Origin of the sequence: Pseudohoeflea suaedae, from assembly GCF_004354915.1 — a bacterium.
Classification (GTDB): domain Bacteria; phylum Pseudomonadota; class Alphaproteobacteria; order Rhizobiales; family Rhizobiaceae; genus Pseudohoeflea; species Pseudohoeflea suaedae.
Genome location: NZ_SMSI01000001.1, coordinates 1,925,385 through 1,938,831 on the forward strand (window position 1 = coordinate 1,925,385; position 13,447 = coordinate 1,938,831).

At 62.3% G+C, this 13,447-nt stretch carries 14 protein-coding genes and 1 tRNA gene; 7 read left to right on the forward strand and 8 right to left on the reverse strand.

The features are described 5' to 3' along the window. Positions 1–67: 67 nt before the first annotated feature. Entirely contained in the window at positions 68–514 is a 447-nt protein-coding gene (locus E2A64_RS09050; RefSeq protein WP_133284029.1) for a hypothetical protein, read from the forward strand. Between the two features lie 33 nt (positions 515–547). After that, entirely contained in the window at positions 548–1,528 is a 981-nt protein-coding gene (locus E2A64_RS09055; protein ID WP_133284030.1) for a sterol desaturase family protein, read from the forward strand. On the opposite strand, the gene trmFO is transcribed toward E2A64_RS09055, so the two are convergent. The 4 genes from trmFO to E2A64_RS09075 form a co-directional block, all read right to left on the reverse strand. Next, a complete protein-coding gene (gene trmFO / locus E2A64_RS09060; protein WP_133284031.1) occupies positions 1,529–2,956 on the reverse strand; it encodes a methylenetetrahydrofolate--tRNA-(uracil(54)-C(5))-methyltransferase (FADH(2)-oxidizing) TrmFO in 1,428 nt (475 codons plus the stop codon). A gap of 141 nt (positions 2,957–3,097) precedes the next feature. Next, positions 3,098–3,241, reverse strand: coding sequence for a DUF1127 domain-containing protein (locus E2A64_RS09065; protein WP_133284032.1), 144 nt, complete (start codon positions 3,239–3,241; stop codon positions 3,098–3,100). Between the two features lie 372 nt (positions 3,242–3,613). Then, complete coding sequence (locus tag E2A64_RS09070; RefSeq protein WP_133284033.1) at positions 3,614–3,757, reverse strand: DUF1127 domain-containing protein; 144 nt, start codon at positions 3,755–3,757, stop codon at positions 3,614–3,616. Between the two features lie 360 nt (positions 3,758–4,117). Further along, on the reverse strand, positions 4,118–4,276 hold the full coding sequence (locus E2A64_RS09075; RefSeq protein WP_133284034.1) for a DUF1127 domain-containing protein: 159 nt from the start codon (positions 4,274–4,276) through the stop codon (positions 4,118–4,120). Between the two features lie 293 nt (positions 4,277–4,569). On the opposite strand from E2A64_RS09075, the gene E2A64_RS09080 reads away from it, so the two are divergent. From E2A64_RS09080 to E2A64_RS09090, 3 genes are all read left to right on the forward strand, one after another. Beyond that, positions 4,570–4,654, forward strand: a tRNA-Leu gene (locus E2A64_RS09080). A 177-nt stretch (positions 4,655–4,831) separates the two neighbouring features. Beyond that, entirely contained in the window at positions 4,832–6,259 is a 1,428-nt protein-coding gene (gene tig, locus E2A64_RS09085; RefSeq protein WP_133284035.1) for a trigger factor, read from the forward strand. 97 nt (positions 6,260–6,356) lie between these two features. Continuing rightward, positions 6,357–7,157, forward strand: coding sequence for an endonuclease/exonuclease/phosphatase family protein (locus E2A64_RS09090; protein WP_133284036.1), 801 nt, complete (start codon positions 6,357–6,359; stop codon positions 7,155–7,157). A 105-nt stretch (positions 7,158–7,262) separates the two neighbouring features. On the opposite strand, the gene E2A64_RS09095 is transcribed toward E2A64_RS09090, so the two are convergent. Continuing rightward, positions 7,263–8,171 (reverse strand): LysR family transcriptional regulator, encoded by a 909-nt coding sequence (locus E2A64_RS09095; protein WP_133284037.1) that lies wholly within the window; start codon positions 8,169–8,171, stop codon positions 7,263–7,265. Between the two features lie 78 nt (positions 8,172–8,249). On the opposite strand from E2A64_RS09095, the gene E2A64_RS09100 reads away from it, so the two are divergent. Further along, positions 8,250–9,122 carry an oxidoreductase gene (locus E2A64_RS09100; RefSeq protein ID WP_133284038.1) on the forward strand — a complete coding sequence of 291 codons (873 nt, stop codon included), beginning with the start codon at positions 8,250–8,252 and terminating at the stop codon, positions 9,120–9,122. Positions 9,123–9,197: 75 nt separating this feature from the next. Here E2A64_RS09100 and sthA read toward each other — a convergent pair whose 3' ends face one another. Continuing rightward, a complete protein-coding gene (gene sthA, locus E2A64_RS09105) occupies positions 9,198–10,619 on the reverse strand; it encodes a Si-specific NAD(P)(+) transhydrogenase (protein ID WP_133284039.1) in 1,422 nt (473 codons plus the stop codon). A 254-nt stretch (positions 10,620–10,873) separates the two neighbouring features. On the opposite strand from sthA, the gene E2A64_RS09110 reads away from it, so the two are divergent. Then, positions 10,874–11,803 carry a DMT family transporter gene (locus E2A64_RS09110; RefSeq protein WP_133284040.1) on the forward strand — a complete coding sequence of 310 codons (930 nt, stop codon included), beginning with the start codon at positions 10,874–10,876 and terminating at the stop codon, positions 11,801–11,803. Here E2A64_RS09110 and radC read toward each other — a convergent pair. Next, entirely contained in the window at positions 11,800–12,603 is an 804-nt protein-coding gene (radC, locus tag E2A64_RS09115) for a RadC family protein (RefSeq protein ID WP_133284041.1), read from the reverse strand. The two genes, E2A64_RS09110 and radC, sit on opposite strands and share 4 nt — an antisense overlap. Beyond that, positions 12,600–13,427 (reverse strand): type I methionyl aminopeptidase, encoded by an 828-nt coding sequence (gene map / locus E2A64_RS09120; protein WP_133284042.1) that lies wholly within the window; start codon positions 13,425–13,427, stop codon positions 12,600–12,602. The genes radC and map overlap by 4 nt, the downstream gene beginning before the upstream one ends. Between the last annotated feature and the right edge of the window lie 20 nt (positions 13,428–13,447).

Genomic DNA, 13,447 nt, shown 5'->3' on the forward strand with positions numbered 1-13,447 from the left:
GTCGCCTCGCGGCATAGTCTGCCCAGGCGGCGCGCGCGGGACGTGACCGGAGGAGAAGGAAGCGTTCATGGCACTGGAAGTGCTGGCCGCGCTTGTCATCGGCGGCATCATATTCATCATCTTCATGGTTCACGTCACCGGACGCTGGGTCAAGCGTGACGACCCCGATACCGGCACCGCGCTGATCGAGTTCAATCGCGTCTATCCGGGCGAAGCGATCCGATCGGTCGTCAATACGACCGATGGCCGTGCGCATTTCTACCGGCTTCATGGCGGCAAGACCGGTTTTCTGCAGGAAATGGGCCACCACTCGGTTGCCCGTCTGATCGAGGCCGGCTCGATCCACGTCGGGCCGATGGACGACGCCCGGGCACTGAAGATCGATTTCCGCGAGGCGGGATTTCCCGGTGGGGTCTATCATTTCGAATCGGAGCAGGACGCGGCGGAAGTCTCGCTCTGGCTGTGCGGTACGTTCGCAATGGCAGCGCACGAGGAGGAGCCGCCACGGACGTAGCAGCAATGTTTCTCGGCATTCGGAGGAAATGCGATGACATTCGACGTCAATTCACTGCCGGACGTCACCCAACTGGCCATACCGTTTTTCATTCTCGCCATACTGGTCGAGCTTACGATCATACGGCTGGTGCCGGACCGCGGCGATTATGAGACCCGCGATACGCTGACCTCGCTCCTGATGGGAACCGGCAATGTCGTGTCCGGGCTGCTGCTCGGCTTCATTGCCTACGGTGTGCTGCTCTGGGCCTGGCAGTTCCGCATCACCGACTGGGGCACCTCATGGGTGGCGATTGCGGTCTGCTTCATCCTCGATGACCTGCGCTATTACATCTATCACCGCATCGCGCACCGCTCCCGCTGGGTGTGGGCCGAGCACGTCATCCACCATTCCTCGCAGCACTACAATCTTTCGACGGCGCTCAGGCAGAGCTGGACATCGACCTTCACCGGCATGTTCATCCTGCGCATTCCGCTCGTGCTGGTCGGCTTTCATCCGCTGCTGATCGTCTTCGTCGGCGGCCTCAACCTCGTCTACCAGTTCTGGATCCATACCGAGGCGATCGGCAAGATGTGGCGTCCCTTCGAGTTCATCTTCAACACCCCGTCGCACCACCGGGTGCACCACGCCACCAACCCGCGCTATCTCGATTCGAACTATGCCGGGACGCTGATCGTCTGGGACCGGATGTTCGGCACTTTCGTGCCCGAACTCGACGAAGACATGCCGCGCTACGGCATCGTGAAGAATATCGGCACCTACAATCCGTTGCGGGTGGCGTTCCACGAATGGGTCGACATGTTCAAGGATGCGAGCCGTCCGGGACTGACGCTGAAACAGCGCCTCGGCTATCTCGTTGCGCCGCCTGGATGGAGCCATGACGGATCGCGCATGGGGTCGGAAGCGCTGAAGGCGGACTATGTCGCCCGCCATCCCGAGACCGCCGGTTCGCCCGGATTGCCGGGTGCGGATACTCTTCAGGCCCGGCAGGCGGGCGTGGCGCCGGGGGAGTAGCTATTCCGCTGCGTCGGCAGCGCGCTCTATTCCCAGCCATGCCGCGCAATCGGCCAGCGCCCGTCGGGCCATGGCCTGCTTCTTGGCGAGTGCCTTTTCCTTGCCGCGGAAGCGCCGGCCTTCCGGCTTTTCGATCGCACCCGGATCGAGCGGGGGGAAGAGGCCGAAATTGACGTTCATCGGCTGGAACGAGCGTTTGCCCGGCTCGTCGTCGCTGACGCGGTGGCCGCCGGTGATGTGGTTGAGCAGGGCGCCGAAGGCCGAGGTGACCGGCGGCGGCGTCATGTCCTCGCCCAGCACTTCGGCCGCGGCGAAGCGACCGGCCAGAAGCCCGATCGCGGCACTTTCCACATAGCCCTCGCACCCGGTGATCTGGCCGGCGAAGCGAATGTCGGGGCGCGATTTCAGCCGTAGCGTCGGATCGAGCAGCACCGGCGAATTGAGATAGGTGTTGCGGTGCAGGCCGCCCAGACGCGCGAATTCGGCATTTTCCAGTCCCGGAATCATCCGGAAGATGTCGCTCTGCGCGCCGTAGCGCAGCTTCGTCTGGAATCCGACCATGTTGTAGAGCGTGCCGAGCGCGTTGTCCTGCCGGAGCTGGACGACCGCATAGGGCTTTTCGTCGGGCTTGTGGGCATTGGTCAGGCCCATCGGCTTCATCGGACCGTGACGAAGGGTCTCCCGGCCACGTTCGGCCATGACTTCGATCGGCAGGCAGCCGTCGAAATAGGGCGTGCCTTCCCATTCGCGGAATTCGGTCTTGTCGCCGGCGATGAGGGCGTCGACAAAGGCCTCGTACTGGGCCTTGTCCATCGGGCAGTTGATGTAGTCCTTGCCGGTGCCGCCGGGGCCGACCTTGTCGTAGCGCGACTGGTACCAGCATACCGACATGTCGATGGAATCGGTGTGGACGATGGGCGCGATCGCGTCGAAGAAGGCGAGCGCCGTTTCGCCGGTCTCTGCCGATATGCCCTCGGCGAGGCCCGGCGCGGTCAGCGGGCCGGTGGCGATGATCGTCCTGCCCCATTCCACAGGCGGCAGGCCGGAGATCTCCTCGCGACGGATCTCGACCAGCGGGTTGGCTTCCAGTTCGGCGGTGACGGCCTGGCTGAAACCTTCGCGGTCGACGGCAAGCGCGCCGCCGGCGGGAACCTGGTGGCTGTCCGCCGAAGCCATGATCAACGAACCGGCAAGACGCATTTCCGCATGGATGACGCCGACGGCATTGGTGGTCGCGTCGTCGGAGCGGAAGGAGTTCGAGCAGACGAGTTCCGCCAGACCTTCCGTCTTGTGCGCCTCCGTGGGGCGGACGGGGCGCATTTCATGCAGAATCACCGGGATGCCGCGGCGGGAAATCTGCCAGGCGGCTTCGGAACCGGCGAGTCCGCCGCCGACGACATGGATGGGGTCGATCTGTTTGTGTGTCATGGGCGGGGATTAGCACGCTTTGGCGCGGGCGATAAAGTGGGCGGCGATCACGATGCGCGGCGAATGGAGGCAGACAGTGTGCCGAAATAGAAAACGGCGCCTCGAGGGCGCCGTTTTACACGATCCGTGCTGTCGCAGCTCTTAGCGGGCCAGGCGACGGGCGACGGTCGGAATGTCGAGGCGCGTCAGGCCGATATCGGCCAGAGCGTCGTTCGACAGGTTGGAGAGTTCGTTGACGGTGCGGCGGCTGCGCATCCAGTTGCGTGCGCTTTCGATGAATTTCATGGTCTTGTCCTCGGTTTCTTCCCGGGTCCCCGGGGCTATGTCTGTATGCCCCGCATATAGGCATTTGCATCGAAATTGTGCAGCGCAAAGAAAGCGAACCTGCCATGCGCGGCGTGAGGGGCTCGCACAGGCGGAAGGCGCATTCTTGGGCGTGGTTATTTATTGAGCAGAAATTCGACGGCTGCAGCATTTACTTTTCAGGAGCGAATTCGCCATTGCTCCGAGCGAAAACGATGCGCCAGACTTCCGGCAATAAGACAGGCCTCCCATAAAAAGACAAGCCCACGGCAAACAGAAAAGGCGCCCCGGAGGGCGCCTTGAATCGGATCAGACCGAAAGTCTTGCTGCTCCGGGTTTCGGAGCCTGTGCGTCTTAGCGGGCAGCGCGACGCGAAACGAACGGAATGTCGCCGCGCGAGATGCCGAGATCGGAGAGTTCACGATCGGACATGCGGGACAGTTCGGAAACGGTTTCGCGGTACATGCGCCATTCGCGGAAGGACTTGCGGATGTTCATGGTGTCTTCCTTTCTTGCAGTTTGTGGCGCCGTTTTTCGCGCCTCATCGGTTGACCGCAATCTATGCATTCGAGGGGCGTTTGTGCAGTGCAAAAAACTTCAAATCAGACATGCGTGTTTTGCACGGCCGGTTAATCGGGCCTTGCTTTTCGCATGCCTGCGGTCCCCGCGGGACGACGCGATGGATCAGCTGCGCAATGGACGGATGGATGAAAAGGTGGGAGCTGAAAAAACAACGCCCACCGGGGGAGGAGGATCCGGTGGGCGCCATTTTGCACAATTGACAACCTGGGAGGAGGAGGTGGTTGTCAATCACATCGAAACGACAATGGGAGGAGGAGTTTGCCGTTCCGAATTTTGTCAGACCGCGCGGCGTGCGATGAAGGGTATGTCGCCTCGGGTGATCCCGAGCTCGCTGAGTTCCCTATCCGAGAGCTTCTGGAGCTTCTCGCAGGTCTCGCGATATTTACGCCAGCTGAGGTAGGAGCTTGTAAGCTTCGTCTCGCCTTGGCGCCGCATTTGCCTTCACGCTTCGTCTCGCGTTCCGTTGAGAAGATATTTAGATCGTTTTAGGTGATTTGTGCAGTGCAATATTATCATATGAGACATGCGGATGGTGCATGGCAAACATCTTGATGTGGCGAAATGGCATTGCTGACGGTTGAAATAGGGCCCGCGAGCGGGGCGGCAAGGTCGCGCAACCCCTTATATTGGGGGACAGAGCGGGTTGCGTCATTTTTCCTTTGAACCCTGCGGTTCGGGTGATATAGAGACGCCCGCGTTCCGAGGCGGCGGCCAAGCCGTCGCTGAGCGCGGGTATGGTGAAATTGGTAGACACGCCAGATTTAGGTTCTGGTGCCGTAAGGCGTGGGAGTTCAAGTCTCTCTACCCGCACCAGATTGATGAAGTCCCGGAGGTCCAACGGCGCACTGCGACGGGGCCGGCCGGAGCAGGGCCGGCGGAGAACCCGCGGGCAGGCTGACGAAGATACCAGACGGTGTCGGAAATTTCGGTTCAGCGTCCTCAAAACGGAGGTTTTGCGGATGCTGGCCCTGAACAGATGAAGGTTTGAACATGCAGGTGACTGAAACGCTGTCCGAAGGCTTGAAGCGCGAGCTCAAAGTCGTGGTTCCGGCCAAGGACATGGAATCGCAGATGAACGAGAAGCTGGCTGACGCCAAGGACAAGGTCCGTATCAACGGCTTCCGTCCGGGCAAGGTACCGGTCAGCCACCTCAAGAAGGTCTATGGCCGCTCGATCATGGCCGACCTGGTCAACGAGACGATCCAGAAGAAGCCGACCGAGATTCTCTCCGAGCGCGGCGAAAAGGCAGCAACCACGCCTGAAATCTCGATGACCGAGGACGAGAAGGAAGCCGAAGCGATTCTGGCCGGCAATGCCGACTTCGAATTCACCATGGCCTACGAAGTGATCCCGGCTTTCGAAGTCTCCGACATCTCGAAGATCAAGATCACCCGCGAAGTGGTCGATGTTCCGGACGCCGAAATCGAAGAGCAGGTCATCCGCGTCGCCGAAAGCGCCCGCAGCTTCGAAACCAAGAAGGGCAAGGCCGCGGACGGTGACAAGGTCACCATCGATTACCTCGGCAAGCTCGACGGCGAGCCTTTCGACGGCGGCGCCGATCAGGATGCCGACCTCGTCATCGGTTCCAACCGCTTCATTCCGGGCTTCGAGGAACAGCTCGTCGGTCTCAAGGCCGGCGACGAGAAGGTCATCACCGTGACTTTCCCGGCCGAGTACCAGGCCGCTCACCTGGCCGGCAAGGAAGCCACCTTCGACATCACCGTCAAGGAAGTGGCTGCCCCCGGTGAACTCGAGATCAACGACGAACTGGCCAAGAAGCTCGGCGTGGAAAGCGCCGACAAGCTGCGCGAGATCGTTCGCGGCCAGATCGAGAGCCAGTACGGCCAGATGACCCGTCAGAAGCTGAAGCGTCAGATTCTCGATGCGCTCGATGCCGGTCATCAGTTCGAAAGCCCCTCCAAGCTGGTCGATGCCGAGTTCGAGAACATCTGGCGTCAGATCAACCAGGAGCTCACCGACAACGGCAAGACCTTCGAGGACGAAGGCACGACCGAGGAAGCCGCGCGCGAAGATTACCGCAAGCTGGCGGAACGCCGCGTTCGTCTGGGCCTCGTGCTGTCGCGGATCGGTGAGCAGGCCGGCGTCGAAGTCAGCGACGACGAACTCAACCGTGCCCTGTACAACCAGGTCCGTCAGTTCCCGGGCCAGGAACAGCAGATCTACGAATATTTCCAGAAGACCCCGGGCGCCGTCGCATCGCTGCGCGCTCCGATCTTCGAGGAAAAGACCATCGACCACATGCTCACCGTTCTCGACGTGACCGACAAGAAGGTCTCGAAGGAAGAGCTGATGGCCGAGGAAGAAGACGAGCTGGCTGCCGTCAAGGACGACAAGCCGGCCAAGAAGAAGGCCGCGCCGAAGAAAAAGGCTGCCGCGAAGGACGACGCTGCCGAATAAGCGGCGCCGCCAGGCCGAGCTAAAGAACCCCGCTGGAGACAGCGGGGTTTTTCTTTTTGGACGAATGGGTTGGAATGGAGCCGAGAGGAGCGGGAAGATGCGGATCATGTCACTGAATGCCTGGGGCGGCACAATGCATGCACAGCTCCTGTCCTATCTCGGGAACTCGGCGCCCGAGGTGCTTTGCCTTCAGGAGATCATCGACAGCCCGGAGACCGATCGCGCGTGGCTGGAATATCGCGACAAAGACCATGTGCTCCCCCAGCAGGCCAACCTGTTCACTGAAATCCGACGAGCGCTACCGCATCATGAAGCGTATTTTTGTCCGGCGGCGCAGGGAGATCTCTGGGACGGCGATCGACCGGTTCCGTCGCGCTGGGGCCTCGCGACTTTTGTGCACCGTTCGTCTGCGGTTATCGGCCAGGCCCTGGGGTTCGTCCACAAGGGGTATGGAGCGGACGGCTTCGGGGCACATCCCAGATCACGCAATGCGCACGCGATTCGCTTGTTCGACCATGTGGGCGAACGCGCGGTCGTGGTCTCGCACATGCAGGGGCTGCGCGATCTTGGCGGCAAGGGCGATACGCCGGAGCGTCTGGAACAGGCGAAGCGCTTCCTTGCGCTGACCCGGCAGATCGCCGTACCCGGTGACCGCGTCGTTATGTGCGGCGACTTCAATGTCGAACCTGACAGCGCGACGCTGCGCCTGCTGGCAGAGGCCGGCATGGAGGAACTGGTGACCGGGCGTGGCTTTGAGGGCACACGAACGTCATCCTACGCCAAGGCCGGAAAATTCGCCGACTACATGCTGGTCGATGATGCCGCTGCGGTGAAGTCCTTCGACGTCATCCGGTCGCCGGAAGTCTCCGATCACTGTCCGCTGATCGTTGAACTGTAGACACGAGCCCCGTTTCGGTTCCTGCGCCAAGCCAGTTGGCCTTGTGGAGCCTCAGCGAGCGTCAGATCGCTGAAAATGATCTCGATAAGAGGTTGATGGTGACTCTCAGCGGCTGGCGGCAACGTGGTCGATGAAGGCGCGAAGCGGGGTTGCCGTCAGCCGGCTCGAGAAATAGAGCTTCGGGCCGTCGAATTCGTCCCACCAGTCTTTCATGACCGGAACGAGCTGGCCGCTGGCGAAATGGGGTTCCAGCCAGTTGCCGAAGGTCTGGACGAGCCCGGCGCCCTGGAGCGCCAGATCCACGAGGGCGAGGGGGCCTGCGAGGCTGACGATCACCCGCGATGGAGGATCGACGATCAGCGTCTCACCGTTCTTCTCGAATTCCCAGCGGGTGAGTGCGCCACTTGCGAATCGCCCGCCTATGCAGTGATGCCCGAGCAGTTCCTGCGGGTGCGAGGGGGCGCCGAAGCGCTCGATATAGTCCGGGGAGGCGGCAAGTGCCGCATGTTGCCGGCGCGGGCCGATCGGCACGGCGATCATGTCCTGGGCAAGATGCTCGCCATAGCGGATGCCCGCGTCGCAGCCTGCCGCGACAATGTCGACGAAGCGGTCATCGACGACGATCTCGACCTGCACGTCCGGATGTCTTTCGACAAAGCTCGCCACCAGCGGCGGCAGGATATCGACCATCACCGCGCCCGGCGCATTCAGCTTCAGCCGTCCGCGCACCCGCGACCGCGAACTGGCGGCCTCGTCGAGTGCGGCGCGTGCTTCGGCGATCAGCGGGTCGAGGCGGGCGGCGAGCGCCTGGCCTGCCTCCGTCAGCCGGACGCTTCGCGTCGTACGGGCGAAGAGCGGAACCTCGAGCTTGCCTTCGAGGCGCGAGATCGCGTCGCTGACGGTGGAGGGGGAGCGGCCAAGATGCCTGGCGGCGGTGCGGAATCCGCCGCTCGTCGCCACCGCCAGAAAGACGGATAGGTCATCGAGTGAGGGCTGGAATGGATTGTTCGCCATGCCGGACAAACTATTCGGAATGACCCTGATTATCAATGAAAGACCGATCAGCCATATGGGGAAAGCAAGGAGTTCGACATGACACGGCAAATCACCGCCGCGGCAGCAGGCCGCTTCACCTTTCCCAGCACCGGAATAAGCGTCAACCGCATGGGCTACGGCGCGATGCAGCTCGCCGGTCCGCACGTCTTCGGCGAGCCGCAGGATCCCGAGGAAGCCCGCGCAACGCTGCGCGAAGCGATCACTCTCGGAATAGACCATATCGACACCAGCGATTTCTACGGTCCCCGCGTCACCAACCGTCTGATCCGCGAGACCCTGTCTCCCTATCCGGCAAAGCTGACGCTGGTCACGAAGATCGGCGCATGGCGTAATGAGAAGGGCGACTGGATCCTCGACTGCTCGCCGGATTTTCTCCGCAAGTCCGTAGAGGACAATCTCGAAAACCTCCGTCTCGATAAGATGTCGATCGTCAATTTGCGCCTCGAAGGTCCCGGTGTGGATATCGTTCCCCCCATGCGGGCCATGCGCAGGATGCAGGACGAAGGTCTGATCGGTCACATCGGGATCAGTACCGTCGACATGGCACAGGTGGAGACGGCGAGGGACATCGCGCCTATCGTCTGCGTGCAGAACCTCTACAATCTCGCCAATCGCGGTGACGATGCGATGATCGACTTGCTGGCCGAAGAGGGGATCGCCTATGTGCCTTACTTCCCGCTGGGCGGCTTTGCCCCGCTCCAGGCCGAAGCGCTGAGCGCCGTGGCCGCCGAAATGGGCAAGTCGGCGCAATCCGTGGCGCTCGCCTGGCTTCTTCAGCGCAGCCCCAACATCCTTGTGATCCCCGGCACTTCGAAGCGCGCGCATCTGAGGGAAAACGTGGCGGCCGCGACGTTTTCCCTGAGCGACGACCAGGTCGCCCGGCTCGACGGGATTGCAGGACTGGGATGAGGCCGGCGGGGCCTGCCGGACAGGTGTTTCGGACGAATCCGTCCCGGGAAGCCGGGGCGGATCGTCATGCCCGGCCTATTCCGGGTCTTCGCCTGTCGCGTGGCCCGGCGCTTCGCCCATCCGGTTCCAGGCATCGAGGCCGGCGATCTTGTAGGCTTCCGCGAGCGTCGGGTAGTTGAAGGTGTTTTCGACGAAATAGTCGACCGTGCCCTTCAGATTGAGCACCGCCTGGCCGATATGGACGAGCTCGGTCGCACCCTCGCCGACGATGTGAGCGCCCAGAAGCCGGCGCGTCTTGAGCGAGAAGATCAGTTTCAGAAGACCGGTGTCGAGGCCCATGATGTGACCGCGCGAGGTCTCGCGAAAATGGGCAATCCCGCATTCGTAGGGGATCTTGCGCTCGATCACCTCTTCCTCGGTGAAGCCGCAGGTGGAGATTTCCGGCACGGCATAAATGCCATAGGGGAAGAATTTCGGCGGCTCGATCGCCGGAACGCCGACCGCATGGCGCGACGCGATTCGTCCCTGTTCCATCGAGGTGGATGCGAGCGAGGGGAAGCCCACCACATCGCCCGCGGCATAGATGTTGGGAACCGAAGTCTGGAAAGTGAGGGGATCGACCGCGAGGCGTCCGCGCTTGTCGGCTTCCAGTCCGCAATTCTTGAGATCCAGCATTTCGGTGGCGCCGACGCGACCGGCCGCGAACAGCACCATCTCGGCAGACAGCCGCCGGCCGTTCTGGAGCGTGACGTGGCAGCGGTCGCCGTCCTTGACCACGCTCTCGATCGCCTGGCCGAATATCAGCTTCATGTTGCGGTCGCGCAGCTGATAGGCGAAGTCGTCCACGATCTCCTTGTCGATGAAGTCGAGCATGGTGTCGCGCGATTCCACGACCGTGACCGCGGTGTCGAGCGCGGAGAAGATGGTGGCATATTCGATGCCGATGACGCCTGCGCCGATGACGATCATCGAGCGCGGCAGGCCCTCGATCTCGAGGATCTCGTCGCTGTCGACGATCGACTTGCCGTCAAAGGGAATATGGGCGGGACGGAAGGGCTTGGTGCCGACGGCGAGCAGGATCGACCGGCTGTCGATCCGGACGACTTCACCGTCATCCTTGGTGACTTCGAGCGTGTGGGCGTCGACGAACCGCGCCGTACCGCGCATCTGGTGCACGCGGTTGCGCGAGAACTGGTGTTCGAGCACGTCGACCTCATGGTCGAGCGTGATCAGGAGGCGACGGCGAAGATCGGCGGCGCTGATCTCCTGTTTCACGCGGTAGGCCCGGCCGTAAAAGCCGCGCTCGCGCCAGCCCGTCAGGTTGAGCGCGGTTTCGCGCAGCGTTTTGGAGGGAATCGTGCCGGTGTGAACGGACACGCCCCCGACACGCGTTCCCTTCTCGATGACCAGGACCTTCTTGTTGAGTTTGGCTGCCTGAATCGCTGCGCGGCGTCCCGCGGGCCCGCTGCCCACGACCACCAGATCGTAGCTGTGCATGATCTGTCCCCGAATCTTCGGATTGTTCCCCTGACTGAGCCGTTACGCTGCACCGCAGTAGGAGATTTGTCAAAGGGACGTTGTTCGGGCCCCGCATGGCAGCAATTCGGCATTGAATGGTCACGCTCTGGCCATTGTCGTGCTAGGGAGACGGTTCGGCTCACGCGCATCTATCGGAAAGCCCTGGCGGGCTTCCGCCGAAAGTGTGCAAACTCGCGCCATCCCCGCGCGACACGGTTTCGGTGCAAGAATTGATGACTTCCAGCAAATACGGCTATGCCTTCGCTTTTCTCGCGGTCACGATCTTCGCGCTTCAGGACGGCATCTCGAAATATCTCGGCGAGCAATATCCGCCGATCTTCATCGCGATGATCCGCTATTTCGCCTTTGCCGGCTTCGCGCTCGTGCTGGCGGCCCGGGCGCCGGGAGGCATCAAGGCGGCCTCGCGCAGCAAGCGTCCGGTGGTCCAGGTTGTTCGCAGTTTTCTGCTGGTGCTTCAGATCGTCGTCGCCATTCAGGCCTTCGCGGTTGTCGGCCTCATCCAGTCGCAGGCGATCTTTGCTTCCGGTCCGATCTTCGTGGCGCTTCTGTCGATGCCGGTGCTGGGCGAAAGGGTGGGGTGGCGGCGTTGGCTCGCCATCGTGATCGGGCTCGTCGGCGTGGTCATCCTGCTCAATCCCGGGTTTTCGGATGCCTCCGACGCGTTGAACTGGAATGTGCTCTGGCCGCTCGGCGGAGCCGTGATGATGGGCGCCTATGCGGTCTCGACGCGGCTTGCGGGGCGTAGCGACAGTTCGATGACGAGCTTTCTCTATACCGGCATTATCGGCTGGCTGGTGCTGATCGTGATCGGGCCGTTCTTCCTGGCCGATCCGACGCCGGGTGACTGGGTCTGGATCGCGATCCTGTGCGTGACCGGAATGAGCAGCCATTTCTTCCTCATCAAGGCCTACGAATATCTTGATGCCGTCGCAGTTCAGCCAGTGAGCTATTTCCAGCTCGTCGTCGGCGGCTTTATCGGCGTGCTCGTCTTCGGCGAGCAGATCCACCTCAATCTGCTGATCGGCGCGGGCATCGTCATCGCCGCTGGCGCCTTCACGGTCTGGCGCGAGCATGTCGTGGGACGGCGAAAGGCGGCTGCGGAAAAGGCGGTCTTGGCCCCAGCATCGCGTGATGGCGCCTAGATCAGCCGCAGTCCCTTCAGGCTCGCATGGCCGTTCCTGCCGATGATGATGTGGTCGTGGATGGTGATGCCGAGCGGCTTGGCGGTATCGATGATCATCCGCGTCATGTCGATATCGGCGCGTGACGGGGTCGGGTCGCCCGAGGGATGATTGTGAACGAGGACGATGGCGGTGGCGGAGAGTTCCAGCGCCCGCTTGACCACCTCGCGCGGATAGACCGGCGTGTGATCGACGGTTCCGGTCTGCTGCACCTCGTCGGCGATCAGCGCATTCTTCTTGTCGAGAAACAGGATGCGGAACTGTTCGCGGGCTTCGAAGGCCATCGCGGCGCGGCAATAGTCGATCACCGCGTTCCAGGAAGCCAGAACCGGCCGCGCCTTGATCTCGCTCTTGAGCATGCGGTGCGAGATCGTACCGATGAGCTTAAGGTCGGTGGCCACGATCTCGCCGATGCCGCTGACTTCCATCAGCCGCTCGATCGGCGCGCCGAAGATCTCGGGTAAAGAGCCGAAGCGGTCCAGAAGCGCCTTGGCGATGGGCTTTGTGTCCCGCCGCGGGATCAGGCTGAAAAGCAGCAGTTCCAGGAGTTCGTAGTCGGCCAGCGCCCGGTCGCCGGTCTGGCGAAACCGCTCGCGCAGCCGGTCCCGGTGGCCGTGATAGTGGGCGGCCTTGCCCAATCCGGCTTTGCGGCCGGATGACGGGGAGGGAGGTGCGGGGGTGGGATGGTCGCCGAAATAGCCGCGTTCGTCGGGCTCGCCGCCGGTCTGGTCGTCAGCTTCGAGCGGCGGCCTGGATGTCATTTTGGCAGGCCGGGCTTGTCGAGCCCCCCTGGCGAGAGCGTGAAGATCTCGCAGCCATCCGCCGTCACGCCGACCGTGTGCTCGTACTGGGCGGACAGCGAGCGGTCGCGTGTGACCGCCGTCCAGCCGTCGGAGAGCACCTTCACATGCGGCCGGCCGAGATTGATCATCGGTTCGATGGTGAAGATCATGCCCTCGCGGATTTCGGGGCCTTCGTTGGCGCGGCCGTAGTGGAGGATGTTCGGCGCGTCGTGGAACAGCCGTCCGACGCCATGGCCGCAGAAATCGCGGACGACGGAGCAGCGTTCACCCTCGGCAAATGTCTGGATCGCTTCGCCGATCGCACCGGTGCGGGCGCCGGGCTTGACCGCGGCGATGCCGAGCATCAGGCACTCATGGGTGATTTCCAGAAGCCGTTCGGCCGAGCGCTTGATTTCGCCTACCGGATACATGCGGCTTGAATCGCCATGCCAGCCGTCCAGCACGTAGGTCACGTCGATATTGACGACGTCGCCCTCGCGCAACGGCTTCTCGTTCGGAATGCCGTGACAGACGACATGGTTGATCGAGGTGCAGGTCGACTTGGTATAGCCGCGGTAGTTGAGGGTCGCCGGAAGCGCCCCGTGATCCATGCCGAATTCGAAGACGAAGCGGTCGATCTCGTTGGTGGTCACGCCGGGCTTGGTGAGGGCCGCGAGCTCGTCCAGGCAACGGGCGGTCAGCTGGCACGCCTTGCGCATGCCTTCGAAAGCCTCCGCGCCGTAAAGCCGGATCTGACCGGTATTTTTCTGAACTGCCTGGTCGGCGTCGATATAGGTGACCATCGGGGATGCTGTCCGTAAGT